25 protein-coding genes are annotated in these 18345 nt (G+C 66.7%); 5 read left to right on the forward strand and 20 right to left on the reverse strand.

What is annotated here, in order from left to right; genetic code table 11:
* Nucleotides 1-218 precede the first annotated feature (218 nt).
* Nucleotides 219-845 carry a recombinase family protein gene (locus DEJ00_RS10960; protein ID WP_111057345.1) on the forward strand — a complete coding sequence of 209 codons (627 nt, stop codon included), beginning with the start codon at nucleotides 219-221 and terminating at the stop codon, nucleotides 843-845.
* Between the two features lie 661 nt (nucleotides 846-1506).
* On the opposite strand, the gene DEJ00_RS10965 is transcribed toward DEJ00_RS10960, so the two are convergent.
* From DEJ00_RS10965 to DEJ00_RS10995, 8 genes are all read right to left on the reverse strand, one after another.
* Nucleotides 1507-2109 carry a recombinase family protein gene (locus DEJ00_RS10965; protein ID WP_111057346.1) on the reverse strand — a complete coding sequence of 201 codons (603 nt, stop codon included), beginning with the start codon at nucleotides 2107-2109 and terminating at the stop codon, nucleotides 1507-1509.
* 189 nt (nucleotides 2110-2298) lie between these two features.
* Entirely contained in the window at nucleotides 2299-2466 is a 168-nt protein-coding gene (locus DEJ00_RS18530) for a hypothetical protein (protein ID WP_175349937.1), read from the reverse strand.
* Nucleotides 2467-2745: 279 nt separating this feature from the next.
* Entirely contained in the window at nucleotides 2746-3201 is a 456-nt protein-coding gene (locus tag DEJ00_RS10970) for a hypothetical protein (RefSeq protein ID WP_246328678.1), read from the reverse strand.
* A gap of 134 nt (nucleotides 3202-3335) precedes the next feature.
* Nucleotides 3336-3818 (reverse strand): inorganic diphosphatase, encoded by a 483-nt coding sequence (locus DEJ00_RS10975; RefSeq protein ID WP_111057347.1) that lies wholly within the window; start codon nucleotides 3816-3818, stop codon nucleotides 3336-3338.
* 29 nt (nucleotides 3819-3847) lie between these two features.
* Nucleotides 3848-4219, reverse strand: coding sequence for a CrcB family protein (locus DEJ00_RS10980; protein ID WP_111057348.1), 372 nt, complete (start codon nucleotides 4217-4219; stop codon nucleotides 3848-3850).
* Nucleotides 4216-4719: a CrcB family protein gene (locus DEJ00_RS10985; protein ID WP_181440153.1), complete on the reverse strand. Its 504-nt coding sequence runs from the start codon at nucleotides 4717-4719 to the stop codon at nucleotides 4216-4218. Before DEJ00_RS10985 ends, DEJ00_RS10980 begins: the two co-directional genes overlap by 4 nt.
* Entirely contained in the window at nucleotides 4716-5459 is a 744-nt protein-coding gene (locus DEJ00_RS10990) for a 2,3-diphosphoglycerate-dependent phosphoglycerate mutase (protein WP_111057349.1), read from the reverse strand. The genes DEJ00_RS10985 and DEJ00_RS10990 overlap by 4 nt, the downstream gene beginning before the upstream one ends.
* Entirely contained in the window at nucleotides 5456-5962 is a 507-nt protein-coding gene (locus DEJ00_RS10995; protein ID WP_111057350.1) for a universal stress protein, read from the reverse strand. The genes DEJ00_RS10990 and DEJ00_RS10995 overlap by 4 nt, the downstream gene beginning before the upstream one ends.
* A gap of 1054 nt (nucleotides 5963-7016) precedes the next feature.
* Between DEJ00_RS10995 and DEJ00_RS11000 the strand changes: the two genes are divergently transcribed.
* The gene (locus DEJ00_RS11000; RefSeq protein ID WP_246328679.1) at nucleotides 7017-8093 is read left to right on the forward strand and encodes a zinc-binding dehydrogenase; all 1077 of its coding nucleotides are present in this window, start codon (nucleotides 7017-7019) and stop codon (nucleotides 8091-8093) included.
* Between the two features lie 24 nt (nucleotides 8094-8117).
* Nucleotides 8118-8453: a hypothetical protein gene (locus tag DEJ00_RS11005; RefSeq protein WP_146247942.1), complete on the forward strand. Its 336-nt coding sequence runs from the start codon at nucleotides 8118-8120 to the stop codon at nucleotides 8451-8453.
* An 81-nt stretch (nucleotides 8454-8534) separates the two neighbouring features.
* On the opposite strand, the gene DEJ00_RS11010 is transcribed toward DEJ00_RS11005, so the two are convergent.
* A complete protein-coding gene (locus DEJ00_RS11010; RefSeq protein WP_111057378.1) occupies nucleotides 8535-9254 on the reverse strand; it encodes a VIT family protein in 720 nt (239 codons plus the stop codon).
* A 165-nt stretch (nucleotides 9255-9419) separates the two neighbouring features.
* On the opposite strand from DEJ00_RS11010, the gene DEJ00_RS11015 reads away from it, so the two are divergent.
* Nucleotides 9420-9884: a DUF2231 domain-containing protein gene (locus DEJ00_RS11015; protein ID WP_111057352.1), complete on the forward strand. Its 465-nt coding sequence runs from the start codon at nucleotides 9420-9422 to the stop codon at nucleotides 9882-9884.
* 333 nt (nucleotides 9885-10217) lie between these two features.
* Here the strand turns inward: DEJ00_RS11015 and lgt are convergent, their stop codons facing one another.
* On the reverse strand, nucleotides 10218-11108 hold the full coding sequence (gene lgt / locus DEJ00_RS11020; RefSeq protein ID WP_258373646.1) for a prolipoprotein diacylglyceryl transferase: 891 nt from the start codon (nucleotides 11106-11108) through the stop codon (nucleotides 10218-10220).
* A gap of 238 nt (nucleotides 11109-11346) precedes the next feature.
* Nucleotides 11347-12756, reverse strand: a complete 1410-nt coding sequence (locus DEJ00_RS11025; RefSeq protein ID WP_111057353.1) for a rhodanese-like domain-containing protein — start codon at nucleotides 12754-12756, stop codon at nucleotides 11347-11349.
* Between the two features lie 285 nt (nucleotides 12757-13041).
* On the opposite strand from DEJ00_RS11025, the gene trxA reads away from it, so the two are divergent.
* Nucleotides 13042-13395, forward strand: coding sequence for a thioredoxin (gene trxA / locus DEJ00_RS11030; protein ID WP_111057354.1), 354 nt, complete (start codon nucleotides 13042-13044; stop codon nucleotides 13393-13395).
* Between the two features lie 85 nt (nucleotides 13396-13480).
* On the opposite strand, the gene DEJ00_RS18535 is transcribed toward trxA, so the two are convergent.
* The 9 genes from DEJ00_RS18535 to DEJ00_RS11075 form a co-directional block, all read right to left on the reverse strand.
* The gene (locus DEJ00_RS18535; RefSeq protein WP_181440154.1) at nucleotides 13481-13633 is read right to left on the reverse strand and encodes a hypothetical protein; all 153 of its coding nucleotides are present in this window, start codon (nucleotides 13631-13633) and stop codon (nucleotides 13481-13483) included.
* Nucleotides 13634-13724: 91 nt separating this feature from the next.
* Nucleotides 13725-13922, reverse strand: a complete 198-nt coding sequence (locus DEJ00_RS11035; RefSeq protein WP_111057355.1) for a hypothetical protein — start codon at nucleotides 13920-13922, stop codon at nucleotides 13725-13727.
* Between the two features lie 240 nt (nucleotides 13923-14162).
* Nucleotides 14163-14912, reverse strand: coding sequence for a sulfite exporter TauE/SafE family protein (locus DEJ00_RS11040; protein WP_111057356.1), 750 nt, complete (start codon nucleotides 14910-14912; stop codon nucleotides 14163-14165).
* Entirely contained in the window at nucleotides 14912-15148 is a 237-nt protein-coding gene (locus DEJ00_RS11045; RefSeq protein WP_333781364.1) for a DsrE family protein, read from the reverse strand. Before DEJ00_RS11045 ends, DEJ00_RS11040 begins: the two co-directional genes overlap by 1 nt.
* Before the next feature lie 113 nt (nucleotides 15149-15261).
* Nucleotides 15262-15564, reverse strand: coding sequence for a rhodanese-like domain-containing protein (locus DEJ00_RS11050; protein WP_175351003.1), 303 nt, complete (start codon nucleotides 15562-15564; stop codon nucleotides 15262-15264).
* Nucleotides 15565-15853: 289 nt separating this feature from the next.
* Entirely contained in the window at nucleotides 15854-16123 is a 270-nt protein-coding gene (locus DEJ00_RS11060; protein ID WP_111057359.1) for a metal-sensitive transcriptional regulator, read from the reverse strand.
* 521 nt (nucleotides 16124-16644) lie between these two features.
* On the reverse strand, nucleotides 16645-16971 hold the full coding sequence (locus DEJ00_RS11065; RefSeq protein WP_111057360.1) for a hypothetical protein: 327 nt from the start codon (nucleotides 16969-16971) through the stop codon (nucleotides 16645-16647).
* A 498-nt stretch (nucleotides 16972-17469) separates the two neighbouring features.
* Nucleotides 17470-17757 carry an antibiotic biosynthesis monooxygenase gene (locus DEJ00_RS11070; protein WP_111057361.1) on the reverse strand — a complete coding sequence of 96 codons (288 nt, stop codon included), beginning with the start codon at nucleotides 17755-17757 and terminating at the stop codon, nucleotides 17470-17472.
* 20 nt (nucleotides 17758-17777) lie between these two features.
* Nucleotides 17778-18345 (reverse strand): cation diffusion facilitator family transporter (locus tag DEJ00_RS11075; RefSeq protein ID WP_146247943.1); only part of this gene is annotated, 568 nt, incomplete at its 5' end.

The following is an 18345-nucleotide window of genomic DNA, read 5'->3' on the forward strand; positions in this document are numbered from 1 at the left end:
CTCGCGAACCGAGTCTCAGACTGATACGCCAGTCGCGCTCCCACGGGCCACTGGGGACCCGCACACCCTCTATGCGCGGAAGGGCCCCCGAGTGGGCGTCCCTAAGACGAACGTCGTCCGGACACTCTCGAAAACTCGCGACACGCCGTTCTGAGCCCGTCCGATAGACCCGTCCGAAACTCGTCTCAGTGACCGGCCGTCATGCGAGACTCCCCGGCATGAACGGACAACTCGTTGGTTACGCCCTGTGCTCGATGGACGGTCAAGACCTCACCGAGCAGCGTGAGGCCCTGACGGCGCTCGGCGTGCCGGAGTCACGGATCTATGTCGACCACGGGCTCTCGGGAACGAATCGTGACCGTCCCGGTCTCGATACGGCGCTAGCTGCCTGCTGTGGTGGCACGACGCTGGTCGTGACGAAGCTTGATCGGCTGGCTCGGAGCCTTGTCAATGCGACGAGCATCGTGTCGGACCTGACCGATCGGGGCGCGAAGCTCAGCATCGGTGGAGCCGTGTACGACCTCCGGGAACCGGCGGGCCGACTGCTGTTTAACGTCCTCGGAATGGTGGCTGAGTTCGAAGCCGACCTCATCCGCCAGCGCACCAGGGAAAGTCTGCGAGTCGCGGCGGCGAAGGGCCGACTGCAAGGCCGGCCCCCGAAGTTGACCCCGAACCGGGAGCGGGCTCTGGTCGCGATGCGACGCGAGGTCAACGAGGATGGCGCACCGAAGCACACCGTAGCCGAGCTGGCCGAACTGTTCGACGTCGCTCGCGCGACCGTCTACAGAGCAGTGGAGCGAGCCCAGAGCGACGGCCGGCGTACACCCCGACGTTACCTCCAGTGAGAGTGCGGAGCGTGGCGTCCGGAGTCACGGAACGGCCTAAAGGTCCAGTTTTCTTGTGGATAACTACTTGCTTGTAATACTTTCTGAAGCCAATTTAATCAGTGGGTTCGCCCACCGATCGGCATGTACATGCGGATCGACCGCGCCTCCGGACGGGATCACGACACGGAAGGGATGAGGAACTTCTACACACCCACTCTCAGATGGAGGAGTCCCCGGTAGAATGAGAAGCCCCCCCTCGGGGACATGAAACGACCTCCCGGAATCGACGTGTTAGCGCACGCCGGGGAGGCCGAATCATTTTCGCAATAAATGTCAAACCAAGGAAATCAAACATGGAAAACATGCTGAAAAAGTTGATCGGACGTGTCAATCGTATCGCTGACTGTACGAACATGTCCAACGTTGGCCGTAATGGCGGCGCGTACGAGAACGCGGTAGTGGTGCTCGCGTACGCGTGTCTCGTACACGAACTGGCTCCGGTAGTGCTCGCAGTCTTGAGGGCTGCGGGCCTGGCGTAAGCCGACGGAGAACGGGCGGGACGACCACTAGTCGTCCCGCCCGTTCTCGTTGAGTCAGCTCTGCTTGTGAGCAGCTTCGCTCTGTGTCGTCGTTTTCGCGGCGATCAGCGTCGCGCTCAATCGCGCGCGTCGAGTGCTGGCTACAGGTTCGGTGAGGGCTTGGACCGCCTCGCGGTGACTGGTTCAGCGTGGCGGGCGAGAGCCCGGTAGATGGTGGTGCGGCTGACGCCGAGAACGTCGCCGATCTGCGCAACGGTCATGTCCTGCTGCTCGTAGAGCCGTCGCGCGGTGCGCACCTGGTCTGCGGAAAGCCGTGTCGGCCGGCCGCCGGTGCGGCCGCGGGCTCGCGCGGCGGCGAGGCCGGCGTTGGTGCGTTCCTTGATGAGATCCCGTTCGAACTCCGCCAACGCAGCAAAGACGTGGAACACGAGCCGGCCACCGGGCGAGGTGGTGTCGATGGTCTCCTGCAGTGACCGAAACCCGATCCCGCGCTCGGCGAGGCCGTGCAACTGGTCGATGAGGTGCCGGATGGACCGGCCGAGCCGGTCAAGTCGCCAGACGACGAGGGTGTCCCCGGGGCGGAGCCGGTCGAGGAGCTTGTCGAGCTCGGGTCGGTGCTGGGGCGACCCAGACATGGTGTCAACGAACACTCGGTAGCAGCCGGCAGCGTTGAGCGCGTCGATCTGTAGCGACGCGTCCTGGTCGGTGGTGGACACGCGCGCGTACCCGAGGAGGTGACCCATGGGAAGAACGTATCGAAACTCGACCGACAGGCACGGTAGCGGCACGTAGATTCTGGGACTGAGTTTCGCAACAAGGCTCGCCGCTCCGAGCCAGGGTCCGACGTGCTCGGGCTTACTTGTAGCGGAATCGGAGGTTTGTGGTACGTCTTTAGGACAGAGCTCTCCCCGCAGACTCGGCAGGCGCAATTTTTACTTCCGGCGGTTGAAGACCCGCGCGATTGCGTTGAGGATCTTCACGACCCGCTTGGTGCGCTTGTGGCTGGATACGGTCCAGACGAACAGGACGCATGCGATCAGCGTGGGTGCGTTGGCGCCGGAGTTCGCCGCCATCTCGATGACGGTTTCCGTCGTGAGCATGGCTGTCCTCCTTGAGGGGTTGGCCGAGCCCGGCCAGACCCGCGCGGGTTGCGCGGGGGTTCGTGGTGTCGGTGCGTGTCGACAGGGTCGTGCGCTTTATGCCTCTGGCCGGATGGGTCGCAGCTTCGTCATTCAGCGGTGGTGGTTGCACGACGCAGGGTGCGTGGCGTCTTCTGGGCATGAAAAAAGCCGGGCCCTGGGGGTCCGGCTGTTTACTCAGTTCTGCTGCGTGTTGGCGAACGTATCGCGGTTGGTCGCCATCCGGGGAAGAGACGCACTTCACCCGAGGCAGCTCCAGTGTACGGCTTGGAGTGGACATGAGAAAAGCCGACCCGCTATCGATCGGCCTTTTTGGGCGCACACGCTCGTGCCGTCGAGCTCCGCGAGGGCCGCGTCGATCTGCCCGATCGCGATCCAGGATCGGCCGGTGAGGAGCCCCGCGATCTCAGTGTCGATCATGTGCAGTGCTTGGGTGACGTCGCGGCCGCCGAACGCGGTGCCGCCGTCGCGGAGTTCACGGGCTTCGTGCGCGCCGGTGGATGCTCCGGCGGGGGCGTCGCCGGTGACGGTGCGGCCGTCTTCGAGCTCGAGGGACACGCGGACGGTTGGGTAGCCGCGGGAGTCGAGGATGCGGCTGCCATGCACCGACTCGATACCGACCGGGTGGTTGTGGTGGGTGACGTACTCACCCTGCGGTGTGCCGTGGTGGTGGGTGCCGCTGATGTAGTCGTTCATGGTGACGCTCCTTCGTTCGGGTCGTGCGTCGAGTAGTGCTGGTGTGGGCTGGGCCGCGGGGAGGCGGAGGGACGACCTCCTGGCGATCACTGGGCGCCAGTTGCCTCCCCGCGGCGGTCTGTGAGGCGCCGCGGTCAGGGGTGCCGGGTGTGCGCTTCTTGCGCGGTGCGGATGACTGCTTCCGCGGCGGCACGGTCGGCCCACCCGTTGGTGGTGACGTGCTTGCCGTGCTCGATCTCCTTGTAGTGGGAGAAGAAGTGCTCGATCTCGGCCCGGGTGTGCTCGGGAACGTCGACAACGTCCTGCACGTGGTCGAACCGGTTGTCGCCGTTGGGGACGGTGAGGATCTTGTCGTCGCCGTTCTCGTCGACCATGCGCAGCATCCCGACCGGACGGACGTCGATGACGACGCCGGGGAACGTGGGACGGGGCAGGAGCACGAGCGCGTCCAGTGGATCGCCGTCCGCGCCGAGGGTGTCGTCGATCGAGCCGTAGTCCTGCGGGAACACCATGCTGGTGAACACGGCCCGGTCCAACCGGATGCGACCGGTGGTCTGGTCGACTTCGTACTTGTTGCCGCTGCCGCGGGGAATCTCGATCGTGACGCCGAAGTGCATCAGGGCCTCCGATTCGGGAGTTGGTGTGGTCATAGGGCACCGCCGAGGAGAATTCCGGCGATCGCTGCGGCGACGGAGACGACGAGCATCCCGAGACCGTTGAGGGCGGCGGCGTTGATCCGGCCGCTGCGGGCGAGGCGAACGGTTTCGAAGCTGGCGGTGCTGAACGTGGTGTACCCGCCCATCACCCCGGTGCCAAGGACCGCAACCGGCACCGCACCGAGGTGGGTGACGGCGCCGACGATGATGCCGAGCAGCAGCGACCCGGTGATGTTGATCGTCAACGTCCCGACCGGGAGCCGGAACTGCCGACCCGTGTTGATGAGCCCGTCGAGAAGGAACCGGCCGGCGGCACCGGCACCACCACCGAACGCGACGGCGAGGACCAAGAGCGGACTCATGCGCGCACCTCCCGGGGGCGGATCCAGGACACGACGACGAGCCCGCAGGCGGTCGCGATCGCACCGGACAGGATGGTCAGAAGTGCGTACCCAGTGCCCGCAAGGCCATGCCCGTTAAAGAACAGCGCGGAGGTGGACTCGGCGAGGGTGCTGTAGGTGGTGAACCCGCCGAGGGCCCCTGTGCCGAGGAGGAGCCGCAGGATGCGGCGGCGGCCCTGGTCGGGTCCGCGGTGCGCGAGCGCTTCCAGGAGCAGACCGAGCAGCAGCGCGCCGGCGATGTTGATCCAGAAGATCGACCAGCTCACCCCACCATCCGCTGGCAGGAGGCTGCTGATGACGTCGCGGAGCGCGGTGCCGACGGCACCGCCAACGGCGACGAGGCCGAGGTAGCGCCAGCGCAGGTGCACGGGCCGCGTGACCGGTCGCGGGTCGGAGACATCGACGTCGGGGTCGGGTGGGAGCAGATCATCGGGCATCGGGGTGTCCGTTCGGGTGGTCATGTTCCGCCTTCTGCCGCGACGAGCGCCGCGGCGTGGTGTGATGCAGGGTCGAGGTACTTCCCGCCCCGCGGCTGCAACGAACCGGCGCCGTTCGGCCGGTACAGCAAGGGCTGCCCGGTGGGCAGGTTCAGCTCCGCCAGCTCCGCATCCGACAGGTCATCTATGCAGGCGCAGAGCGCCCGCAGCGAGTTCCCGTGCGCGACGACCAACACCATCCGCCCCGCAGCCACCGCAGGAAAAAGCCGGTCGTGCAGCACCGGACGGATGCGGGTGATGACGTCGGAGAGTGCTTCCGTCCGCCGGACCGCCGCCCGGCCAAGGCCCCGCAGGGCTGGGCTCCGCCGAAGGGTGAGCCACTGCCGGAGTGGCATCGGTGCTGGTCGGCCGTCCCGGGAACGGCGCAGTCGCATGTACTCGACTTCACCGAGCGCAGCGCGAGCTGCCGCCTTGGTCATCCCGGTGAGCGCGCCGTAGTTGCGTTCGTTGAACTCCCACACCGCGGTAGTCGGGATATCCCGGCCGAGGACGTCACTGACGAGGTCCGCTGTGTGCACGGCCCGCTGCAACGTCGACGTGAGGATCAGGTCCGGGATCACGTGGTGCGCGGCGAGAAGCCGGCCGGCTTGTCGGGCCTGCTCCTCGCCGCGGGAGGTGAGCGGTACGTCGACCAGGCCGGTGAAGGTCCCGGCCTGGTTCGTGGTGCTCTCACCGTGCCGAAGGAGCACCAGTGCGCCACTCACGACGCATCCCACGGAAGCGGGTCATCGAACCCCACCGGGTCCACGGGGACCACGAGAACGGGACGGTGCTGCTGATGCGCAAGCCGCGCCGCGACCAACCCGTTGAAGAACTCCGTGATCCGCCGCCGACCGGTCTGGGTACCGACCACGATCATCAACGCGTCGTGCTCTTCGGCGACCGCGGCCAGTGCGCGCCCGGGATCGCCGACCTTCGTCAGCACCGTGACTTCGGCTGAATGGACAGCGGCGATCTGGTCGATGACTGCCCGATCCGCGTCAGGAAGATCCGTCGGCCTGGCGTCCGCCGAGTCTGGATCGATCGGTTCGATGATCTCGGACCCGTCCGCTCGGTTCCCGGCTGACAGGAGCGCCGGGTCGACGGTCACGCATACGAGAGGAACAGAGAAGCGTTCCGCGATCTGCGCTGCGACCGTGACGACGTCGCGTACCTGACCAGCCTGCACGCCGACGACGACCGGGCCGTCCGATGCTGCTTGTCCCATGTCGTCTCCCTACCTCAGGCGCGCACAAGCGCGACCAGCTGAGATAGGGACTGTTGTCGACGAGTGTCGAGGTTGGGTTCGGCAAGCCCCACTGCCGGGTCCGAAGACTCCACCAGTATGCACCAGCGAGCGGCGGCGCGTACGTATCTTCTTCGCCGTCAGGTGTCGCGATGCCGAGAAAGCGAGCTCAGTGTCTGTGTTTCGTTTCTGTATCAGTCGCCGCACAGCTCCGGCGGAACGGCGAGGGTTGTGGGATGCCCGTGTTTCGAGTCAGCCAGTCAGGACGCGTCGTTGCCATCGAGGCGCCGACCGTCATGGAGGCGACCGCGCGGGCCGTTGTCATGCGTGGGTTCCACCGCGACTCGTCACTGGCCGTCGAACCGCTCCCGCCAGGCGCCGCACTCCAAGAAACACGCACGCCTCTGCCTGACCTCACTCGTGCTGCTGCCCGAGAGCTCGAACGGGTGCAGCAGCTCCCCCCAGTTCAACACGTGGTGGGACGTGAGGCTACGGCCCGGACCGCCGCAGTGGTGCAGCTGATGGTGGCGTTCGCCGCATTGTCCGCACTCCTCGTCGCGGTGCTCATCGGCGGTGGATGGGTGATCGTCGCTCGGGCAGCGCACCCGGGACCCCTTGGAGACTGCCTACGCATCGGGCTGTGCACGGCGACTCCGCTGAGCACGGTGGAAGCCCGAACTGGTATCACTCTGCCGCAGGGTACGGAACGGCTACGGTCATCGGCGTCTCGGAACGGCCGATTCGTGTCCGCGCTCGTTCGCCTGCCCGCGGGTGCTGACCGGCCCAGCGCCCCGAAGGGGTCTATTCCAGCGCTCACCGGGAGGGCGACGGATGCGTTGCAGAGCACCGGGGCAACGAATCTGTCCGGGTGGGAGGACGGTGCCGTTGGGCTCTTCGTCGGGCAAGCGAACGATCGGATCGTCGTGTTCCTCCGCTACGACGATTCGACTCCGCCCACAGAGAGCGCCCCACCGGCCGCAGCTCCGCAGGCTCTGATCGATGGGTATCCGCAACTACATCCGGTAGGGAGTGGAGCATGACGGAGCTGCAGACAATGCGTGCCGTCGTGACGACCGGTATTGGTGGTCCCGAGATGGTGCAGGTCACGCAGGTCCCGGTTCCTCCTGTCGGGTCGGAGGAAGTGCTGATCCGTGTCAGCGCAGCGGGAGTGAACAACACGGACATCAATACGCGGCTCGGTTGGTACAGCCGTGATGTCCGCAGCGGCACCGCGGATGCGCATCCGATCAGCGCGAAGCAGCCAGGTGGGTACAACGGAGCGACGGTCTTCCCACTGATCCAAGGCGCCGATGGCTGCGGCACTGTCGTAGCCGTCGGCGCTGGTGTGGCGCCGACCTTGCAGGGGCGCCGCGTTCTCGTGCGCTCGTGCATGCTGACCCAACGCCGGAATGGGGTACCGCTGTGGTTTGGGTCGGACCGCGACGGTGCGTTCGCGGAGTACACGGTCGTACCCGCCGCCGAAACGTTCCCCGTTGATTCCAATTGGACAGACGTGGAGCTGGCATCGATCCCGTGTTCTTCGGGCACGGCGGAGAACATGGTCGAACGCACCGGCATTGGACGGGGCAGCAGGGTCCTCGTCACGGGCGCTGCGGGCGGTGTGGGGTCAGCCGCGGTCCAGCTTGCGCTTCGTCGTGGCGCTGACGTGGTGGCTGTCGCCAGTGCATCGAAGCATGCACCGCTGCGTGATCTCGGCGTCACCGACGTCATCGATCGGGACGCCGACCTCATCGAAGCGCTCGGGGACCTGCGCGTCGACGTCGTCATCGACAACGTCGCTGGTCCCGGATTCAGTTCGGTGCTCGAAGCGCTCGTCTCCGGCGGCACCTATGTCACATCCGGAGCGATCGCGGGGCCGATCGTCGAGCTGGACCTGCGCCGCCTCTACCTTCGAGACATCCGCCTCGTCGGCACAACGTCCTGGGCCGACGATGTGTTTCCCCAGGTCATCTCAGCAATCGAGCATGACGAACTCCGACCGCTGGTCGCCGAAACGTTCCCGCTCGACCAGATCGCCGACGCACAACGCGCGTTCCAACGTCCGGGCCGGTTCGGCAACATCGTGCTCACCGTCCGACACCACCACCCGTGATTGGCAACGTGTGACACTGCTGTGATGAGTGTGCAGGTGGTCGTCATGGTCGCCCGGATCGGCGACTCGCAGGAGAACGCCGTCCCGCTCACCTGCGTCGATCGTGATGTCGACACCGCTGCCGCCGCTGTCTCAAGGCAGCTACCACCCGGCTGGCAGGTGCTCCCCAGCGCGACAGGGTCGAGTGCACAGCAGCGCGAACGCGACGCGCGAATCGCGGCGCTCACTCATGCCGCCGCCGTCGGCGTGATGGCCGCTGCCCTCGACATACCTGGAGCTCCGCCGTGGCACCGTGCCGGATCCGACGGCGACGGCGACTGCGCTTATTCGACTGAGCAGCTGGCGTCGACCTCACGATGATTCGGGTTCATCATTAGGTCGACGTGAGCCCTCCACGGCGGCTGTCGCGTGGGAGTGTGGTGCCTCGATGCACGATCAGTGTTAGACGGCTCCTGAGGTGCCAAGGAGCGAGCCGATGATGAAGGTCGCTGCGAGGGCGAGTGCGCCGCCGATGAGGACACGGATTGTGGCGCGGGGGATGGAGCCGCCGCCGATCTTCGCGCCGGTCGCGCCGGTGAGGGCGAGTGCGATCAGGACCACGATGAACGTGACCGGCACCCGGATGCTCTCCGGCGGTAGCAGGATCGCCAGCAGCGGCAGGATCGCACCGACCGCGAACGCCCCTGCGGATGCGAACGCGGCATGCCATGGACTGACGACCGCGTCCTCGTCGATGCCGAGTTCCGTAGACAGGTGCGCTGCCAACGGGTCGCGTTCGGTGAGTTCGGCAGCCACCTGCGCGGCGGTCGAACGCTGCAAGCCGCGCTGCTGCCAGAGCTGCGTGAGTTCCTCGAGTTCCGTTTCCGGGTCGTCACGCAGCTCGGTGCGTTCCTTCTCGATAAGCGCACGTTGGCTGTCGCTCTGGCTACTGACCGACACGTACTCGCCGAGCGCCATCGAGATCGCACCACCAACCAGGGCAGCAACACCAGCCGTTGCGATCGCGGCGCCGGACGTCGACGCGCCAGCAACGCCGACCACGATCGACGCAGTCGATACGATCCCGTCATTCGCGCCGAGGACACCGGCGCGCAACCAGTTCAGACGGGACGACAGATCCCCGACGTGTGCTTCGCCGACATGCGGCTCGGAAGGGCTCATGACCACCAGCGAACCAGGCCCGGACTGGGCCGTTCACGTGAGAACTCGTACGAAGCCATTTCACGTCACACCGGCGGGGGTATGGCCGTTCCGCGAGGCGTCCGGTTGAGTAAGCACAGTTGCCGACGTGACGTTCGGCACGTCCGATGACCGTGAAAGGCCACCATGGACTGGCAGTTCGGCGGGATCCCGCTGCATCCCCTCTTCGTCCACCTCACCTCCGTCGCGGTTCCCGTCGCAGCACTCACCGCAATCATCGTCGCTGTGTGGCCGCGGGCGCGCCGTTGGCTCGCTGTCGGAGCGCCCATCATCGGCCTGGTCGCGCTGGCGTCCGTGCCGTTGGCGACGCAGTCAGGTGAGTGGTTGGAGCACCGGGAGAAGGAGACTGCGCTCCTAGAACGACACACGGAACTCGCTGACGGGATGCTCCCGTGGTCGGTCGCCGTGTTTGCGTTTCTGGTGCTCTGGTGGGCGTGGCACCGGTACGGCACCGACCGCATCGCCGGTCGTGGCGCCGTCCGCGCGATCAACATCATCGGGCCGGTGCTGCTGATCGTCGTTGGGGTCGTCTCGATGATCGAGGTCATCATCATCGGCCACGCCGGAGCAACATCGGTCTGGACGGACTGATCCTCCAGCTCAATCCCGGCGCGCCAGCGTCACGCGTGATCGTCCGGCTGGTGCGAACCAGGGGCTGCCATGGGCGTCTCTGGTTCGAAGCCGTCGCGCAGCCACGCGAGCGCATCCGTGTCTGATTCGAAACCGACCTGCAGGAACATCGGACCAGCGTCCCTCCCTACCCCTGGGCGTCCGTGCGGTTCCGATCACACCACAGTGCCAATCCTCACCGTCAGCGGGGCCCGTTGACCTCAGCCAGAGCTAGTCAGGCTAGGACCCGAACCGGCTGCGAACCGTCCGGCGATGATGCTTCCGCGCGAGTTGGCTACTCGGGGCGCGGCCCTCTCATCGCAGAGAGTGGTCCGCGGGCTGCGGCTTGGCGCTCTTGCCTGCTGCATCGATGAGCAGGCCAGAACCGTCATTCAGTCGTCGCGATCGCCGAACGGCGAGGAGAACGATGACGAGTCCGACGAGTGCGGACGTGATCGCGGCAATGGTGTTGAACTTCATGCCCGCAAGGACCAACTCGGTGGGGTCGAGGCGCTGAGTCTCGAGGTACGCGCGCCCGGCGCCGTACCAGAGGAAGTACAGCCCGATCGGAACACCCCGCGGCAGTCGAAGGCGCTTGCCAAGCAGCAGAATCAGCGCACCGCCGGCTGCGTCCCAGAGCAGCTCGTAGAGGAAGAGTGGCTGGAACAGGGTGTCGGCGGGTAGTCCTGCGGGGAACGCTGGGCTGCTGGTGTGGATCTGCAGTCCCCAGGGCAGGGTGGTGCGGTCGCCGAAGAGTTCCTGGTTGAAGTAGTTGCCGAGACGGCCGAACGCTTGCGCGAAGAGCATCCCTGGCGCGAGCGCGTCGACGAGGGCAACGAACGGGGTGTTCGTGCGGCGGCAGCCGATCCAGACGCCGAGGACGCCGGCGAGGATGCTGCCGTAAATCGCAAGTCCGCCCTCCCAGATCGCGATCACGTTCCACAGGTTCGCGCCGGGGAAGAAGTAGTCCCCGGGGTGGGTGAACACGTGGTAAAGCCGCCCGCCGACGAGCGCGATCGGGACGGCCCAGATCGCGATGTCGATCACGGTGCCGCCGTTGATGCCGACGGCTCGGAGTCGGGCTGTGGTGACCCAGGAGGCGATGACGACGCCCACGAGGATGCACAGTGCGTAGTAGTGCACCTCGAACGGTCCGATCGCGAACCCGTTAACGGGTGGGCTCGGAATGCCAGCAGCCAGGATCACAGCACCTCCGTTCCGGCGCACCCAGTCAGTTGCAGGGCTAACCAGCCCTCGGCGCACCACCGTCCAGTCTGTCGTGCTGCGCGCCGGCACACGATTCGACACCGTACGGCAGCAACCACGCCTCGACGGCAGACCGGCGACGAAGCGCTCCGCACACGACAGAACCCCTCAGCCCTGACGCCGTTGCGGGTCAGAGCTGAGGGGCTGCCTGGTACCGGATGCTGAATGTCGGGTGCGCCTACCGTTCCGCTCCGGCGTTGGCGTGCTGTTGCATGCGGGCGTAGCCGAGGTAGCTGCCATCGACCTCGATGACCGGGAATCCTGCACGGCGCAGCGCCTGCGCGGCGACGATGTTGCGGGCGCCGCTCTGGCAGTAGCTGACGATCGTGCGGTCCCTCGGGAGCCGGCTGGTTTCCCAAAGCACACGGCCCGCGCCGATGCGCGTGGCGCCGGGGATGTGGCCGGCGTGGTACTCGCTCATCTCCCGCACATCGAGGAGGAACGGTTCGTCGAGGTCCGCGATCTGGTCCGGTGCAATCGTCTCGGATGGTGCTGTCTCGATGCCGTCGAGGGAGGTGAAGTAGCCGGCGGTGGTGTCGATGCCGACGCGGATCAGGTGGTCCCGCACGTGCTCAGCCTGCTCGTGGTCCTCCACGAGCAGCAGGAGTGGCCGCTGCTCGCGTTCGGGGTCGATCGCCCATGCACCCCAGGCGGCCGTCTTGCCGGTTGCGGGGATCGCGAGAGCGCCGGGCACGGTGCCGGCCCGAACATCCGCAGCGGCACGCGTGTCAACCAGGACCGCGTCGCCATCGGCGGCACGGGCGGCAGCATCCTGCGCGGTGACGGCTTCGAGGTTCGGGAGCGGGCCGAGGACAGCGGGGCCGTCGCGGTTCTCGCGCTTCATGCGGGCGAAGTAGGCGTGCGCGTCGGGCTGGCCGTCGAGGAGTTCCCGGACGAACCCGTCGCGGTCGTCGGCGGCAAGGTAGGGACCCCACCACGTGTAGAGGCGTTCGTAGCCGACAGTGGTTGACGCAATCGCCCCGAGCGCCTTCCCGCAGGCGCTCCCAGCGCCGTGCGCGGGGTGGATCTGCACGTGGTCCGGTAGCGCCAGCAACACGTTCTTGAGGCTGTCGAAGAGGTCCTGCGCCCCCTGGAAGCGGGTGTCCTTACCGCCTGCTGCTTCGTCGAGAAGGTCCGGTCGGCCGAGGTCGCCGACGAAGACGAAGTCGCCGGAGAGGAGGTAGCCCGGGTCATCGGTGAGTGCACCGTCGGTGACGAGAAACACCAGGTGCTCGGGAGTGTGGCCGGGCGTGTGCCGAGCGGCGAGCCGGATGTTACCGACCTGGATGACGTCGCCGTCGAACAGTCGGGTCGCATCGAACCCGTACTGCCAGTCGACGCCGCCCTCCCCCGACACGTACGCCTCGGCGCCGGTGACGTGGGCGAGCTCGCGGGTGCCGGAGAGGTAGTCGGCGTGGATGTGGGTCTCGGTGACCGCGACGATCCGCATGCCGTTCTTCGCGGCGGTGTCGAGGTAGACCTGCACCTCGCGGCGCGGGTCCACGACCACCGCTTCTCCAGTGGCCTGACATCCGATGAGGTAGCTCGCCTGCGCGAGGTCCTCGTCGTAGAAGCGTTCCAGCAGCATGACTTCCCCTTTCGATCGGAACCAATCAGACGATACCCCCAGGGGTATCATGTTGTCCACCCTGTCGAGATAAGGCGCTCGACGACCGGCTGCACGCGGGAGTCTTGCCTGATGATACCCCTAGGGGTATCTTGGCGAGCGGAAAGGAGCCGTGATGTGCTTTCGAGTGACCTGCGACGAGTGCGGGAAAGAGACGTGGGGTGGCTGCGGCCAGCACGTCGAGGACGCCCTGTGGGACGTCCCGGCGGCGCAGCGCTGCCCGGGCCACGATGAGGAGGTCGCAGCGTGAGCGTGCAGGCGGTGACCGCGGCGACGTTGCAGCCGGTGATCGAGGGCGGCGGCATCGTGCTGGTCGACTTCTGGGCCTCGTGGTGCGGGCCCTGCAAGATGTTCGCGCCGATCTTCGAGCAGGCATCCCAGACGCACGCGGACGTAACCTTCTGCAAGGTCGACACGGAGGCTGAGCAGGATCTCGCTGCAGCGGCGGGGATCACAGCGATCCCGACACTGATGGCGTTCCGTGATGGGCAACTGGTGTTCCGGCAAGCCGGCGCACTGCCCGCGCCGGCGCTCGAGGACCTCATCGCGCAAGTCCGCGCCCTCGAGCCAGCACAGCCGGCGTCCGAGCCCACCGCCTGACCAGACGAGGTGAGCAAACGAGAGGGGCTGGAATCCGATTGCGTCGGATTGCAGCCCCTCTTTTGTGCAGCGGCCCCGGCTTCGCTCAGCTGGGGAAAGCCGGATTGAAGCAGGCGAAGCAGATGGTGCCGGCAGCGGCAATTGAAGCCGCGAAGACCGCGGCGCCAACCGCGAGCGTGATCAGGGATCCGCGGGTGACACCGACGACGTCGCTGTCGTGACGGGAAGAGTTGGACATGGTGCGCTCCTGATCTGATGAAGGTCGCCGCACTGGCGGTCCGGCGTTGATGGTCCGGCGTGCGTTACTGGCGGGCGGTGTCAGAACGCGGTCATGATGCGGCGGCGATCGCGGTGATGGGCTGGGTGCTGGTCGCGGCGCCGAGGATGCGTGCGGCAACGCGCCCGTCCTGGTCCAGGATCACCGTGGTGGGGGTCGCGTTCGCTGTGATCGAGCGCTGCAAGGCGGTCCGGACCGGCGCGTCCCGTGCATCGAGGACATTCGGGTACGGGACGTCGTGCTGGGCCACGAACCGCCGGGCGGGAACGCCGCCGCGTCGATGGTTCCTCACCCACCTCCGGGGCGGAGAACATGACCGGTGCGCCCCGCTCCGGAACAGGGATCCGGGTCATCACCTGATGCTGCCCCAACGCCTCGGCGCCAGCGCCGGCGCCGTACTGCACGGCAAGCTCATCGCTTGGAGCGCATCCCGCGGGCAACCCGACCGCCGTGAGCAGGGCCGCTCCGGGGATGATGCGACGGCCCATGCTCACCATGTCAGCACGGTGCGGACGACGGTGAGGACGGCGATCGCGAGGACGAGAGCTGCGAACACCCGTTGCAGGGCCTTACCGCTGATGCGGGCAGCGAAGCGTGCCGCGATCAGGGAAGCTGCGAACGCGGGGACGGCGAACGCGATCGTCAGGGGCCAGTCCACAAATCCTGACCCGGCGTGCGCGGCGACGCCGCCGATGGAGTTGACGATCGTGATCACCAGGGAGGTGCCGATTGCGGCACCAATCGGCAGGTTCAGCAGCAGCACCAGCGCCGGCACGATGATGAAGCCGCCGCCGACACCGAGCAGTCCCGTGAGGAACCCGACCCCGACGCCGACCAGGAGCCCCCGCCACACCCACCGACCCCTCGCGAGGAGCTCGCCCGATGCGGTCGGGCGGGGCCGGAGCATCTGGACGCCCGCGGCGATCATCAACGCCGCGAACGCGAGGAGCACCACGTGTTGCGGCAGCGCCGCGTTCACCGCGGTACCGAGAAACGCTGCCGGGATCCCGACAGCACCGACCGTCGCAGCAATTCGCCACTTGATACCGTGCCGCAGCCTCGGGAGGACAGCTGCGACGGAGGAGCTCGCCGCCATCACCAGCGACGTGGACATCGCTTCCGTGACCGGCACCCCGATCACGTACACCAGCGCCGGGACGGCGATGATCGCGCCACCCGCACCGACCAGGCCGAGGACCGCGCCCACGAAGAGCCCGAACGCGGCGACACCGATCAGCATCAGATCCGCACGTACGCAGCGCCAGCCCACTGCTGCTGCGTCAAGTACGTCACCGCCGCCGGCACCGTCCCCACATCAGGCAATAGCGCCTCAGCTGCGACACCGACACGCTCCATGCTGTTCGCACACGCCAACACGTCGACACCGGACCCAGCGATCGTGGTCAGCAGATCATCCAGATGCGCACTATCCGTCACCAGCCCGCGAACCGCGCCGCCCTGCACGATGACCTGCACGCTCGTGTCTGATCCGAGGCTTTGCACTGCGCGCCGGGCGACTCGCAACGCAGCCGTGAGGACACCCGGCTCCTCCGCGAACGCGTGAATCAGGAGCTGATGCCGGTGCTCCATCAGTGCTCGACCGGCTTCCCCGCCGCAACCCACGCCGACGTCCCACCGACCACGTTGACCGCCTCAACACCCGCTGCCCACAGCACTTCCGTGGCTTGCGCGCTGCGCCGACCGCTCTGACAGATCACGTGCACCGGCCCGGCCGTGCGCAGCTCGTCAGCGCGCTCCCACACACTCGCCAACGGCACGTTCCGCGCGCCAGGAACATGCCCTGTGGCGTACTCATCCGGCTCCCGCACATCGAGGACCGTCCGGTCCACGAGGACGTCGAGGTCATCGACCGACACCTCCGGGATCGCCATGATCAGGCCTTCCCGAACAGGCGGGAGAAGAACCCGCCCGAAGACGGTTCGTTCTGGTGCCCCTGGCATCGCTGCGACTTTGGAACACCTCGCATCACCTGGTCCACGTGCTGGCCGCAACCGGCCCACGACGCCTTCCCGCACTTCTTGCACGTCACTGCACGACACATGGTCGACTCCTTCTGCTCGGGCCCCGCGGGGCACACCGATGAGGCTCGCGACCAGCAGGCGGCCGCGAGCGGATTAGGTACTAATCCAGGCGGGGTCGATGAACGACCGGCCTGAATGGTCAGGCGAGGGTCATGAAGAGCTTCTCGAGCTCCGCCACCGTCATCGGGTCGGACTCGTCCTGCTCATCAGTGACGCACTTCTGCATCGCAGTCGAGATGATCTGGAATCCGGCACGATCAAGCGCACTGGACACGGCTGCGAGCTGGATCACCACGTCACGGCACTTGCCGCCGTTCTCGATGGCGTCGATCACCGCGTTCAACTGCCCACGCGCACGGCGCAGACGATTCAAGACCGGCTTCTGGGTGGCATCCACAGCAACGCTCATCGGAAGTTCCTCTCGCTCAACACCTTTAGGATACCCCCGGAGGTATCGCTGTGACAAGTTGTCGAACCTGGGAAGCCAAGCGCAGGAGAGTGCGGCCGCGTCGCGCCTGGCGTTGGATTGCCATCGCGCTGGCGGTTGTCGCGGCGGGAATATGGGCCAGGCAAGTGGGGACGCCACTTGGTCTGTGGGCTGTTGCAGTCAGCGGCACCCTGGCACTGATCGCGTTGGCGATCCGTCTCACACCGCGATGGGGCAGGCCCGCAGCGTGCCGCCTTCGCGGACCATTCCTGGCAGTCGCACTCGTCCTCATCGCCGCAGCACCCGTCAATGAAAAGGACCCCATCGGCGCACTCCTGCAGGGCCTCGGCGGGGCGGTCAGCGCGCTGCAAGTCATCGCTGCCCTTGCCGGCGGATACATCGCTGTGCTCCTCGTGCGGCGCACGCGTCGCGACGAACGTGCCGGTCACGGGCCAACCTGCTGATCGCTGCCGAAACGACGTCGATTGCCTGCCAGAACGAGATCACGACGCGGAGTGGAGCGAAAACGACGACACCGAACGAAGCTCCTCACCAACGGAGCTCTCCTGACCGAATGAGGGAGGGCTTTTTGAACCGGCGGTTACTTCTGTTCCGCGGCGTGCTCGACGTAGTTCTGCGACGATGCGAGCGCGCTCGGGATCCCTGGCCAGCGTGCGGTCGTCGATGACATCGATGACGTGCTGGATCAGTGCGACGACCTGCTTAGACAGGACGACACTGAGCACGCCACCGACGACGGCGATGACGCCAGTCAGGGCAGCGGTACCACCGGATGCCATCAGCATGTCCACCGTGTCGGCGATGGGCATGATGCCTCCTTCGGGGTTGGCCAGATGCGGCCAGAACCCACCCGGCTTCGGGTGGGGGCATGAGAGTGCCGACGCGCAACAAGGTGCGACGGCGGGCAGGAGCGTTGAGCGCTTCCCCCGGATGCCCGAGTCAGATCAGGGCATGAAAAAAGCCGGTCCCGAAAGTGCCGGCCGGAGACAGCCTCGTGCTGTCTTGAGCGTCAGCGTACAGAGCGGATACGACACCGGGGAGATTCCGGGCAGACGCGTGCCGAGCGGGTCTCAGAGTAGCGGAGCGGTCAGGCATGAAAAAAGCCGATCCAGAGGACCGGCTGTGGGCGCGCACTATGAACGCAGGACCATCTTGGCACGACCGGCGGACATTCAGCTAGCCCTTTGCACTGACGAGTGCCGATCTACTACTTCGCCGGAGCTCGTGCTCGCGTCGATGGCGGCCGGGCCCCGGGAGAAGTAGGCGAAGTGCCGCGCTTCTCCCGGGTGCTCCGAGCGCACCTCGTGTCAGAGGACGACGGTCTCGAACTCAAGCAGCTCGGCACCGGTGGCGACCGGGTTACTGCCGCCGTGGTGCGCGCCGGCCTGCCCGGCCCGCCACGCCTGGTAGGCGTCCTCGTCTGCCCAGGTGGAGACAACGAAGTAGCGGCTCTCGCCGTGCACGGGGCGGAGCAGTTGGAAACTCTCGAACCCGGGCTGCTGTTCCACGTCGTGGTTCCGACCGACGAAGCGGGCTTCGAGGTCCGCCCCCTTGCCCTCGGGGACGGTGATCGCGTTGATCTTGACGACGGACATGCTGCTTCCTTTCGTGATGCTCAGTGGTGATGGCTCGTCGGAGTGATCGTGAACGCGTCGACGTTCCCGATCGCTTCGTGCAGGTGGTCGGACGCGTGCCCAGCGACGTGCGACGCCGCGTTGAGGTCGGTGGTGTCGACCTCGATGGTCGCGGAGCCGGTCAGGCGGTGTCCGATCCAGCGGAGCCGGAGGTCGCGGACGCCATGGACGCCGTCGGTGTGCTCGAGTGCATGCTCGGCGCGGGAGTAGAGGTCCGGGGCGATGGCGTCCATGAGGCGTGCACCGATGGACTTCACTGTGCCCCAGAGCAGCATCAGGATCGAGATCGCGATCAGCAGGCCGATGATGGGATCCGCAAGCGGGAAGCCGAGGAGGACACCGATAGCGCCGAGAACGACGGAGAGCGAGGTGAAGCCGTCGAGACGGGCGTGGACGCCGTCGGCGACCAGCGCGGCGGAGCCGATCTTCTGCCCGACTCGGATGCGGTAGATCGCGACGATCTCGTTGCCGGCGAATCCGATCACCCCGGCCGCGACGAGCAGCCATGGGTTCTCGACTGGGCGTGGGTGGATGAACCGGTCGATGGCC

Origin of the sequence: Curtobacterium sp. MCLR17_039 (assembly GCF_003234745.1) — a bacterium.
In the GTDB taxonomy this organism is placed as follows: Bacteria; Actinomycetota; Actinomycetes; order Actinomycetales; family Microbacteriaceae; genus Curtobacterium; species Curtobacterium flaccumfaciens.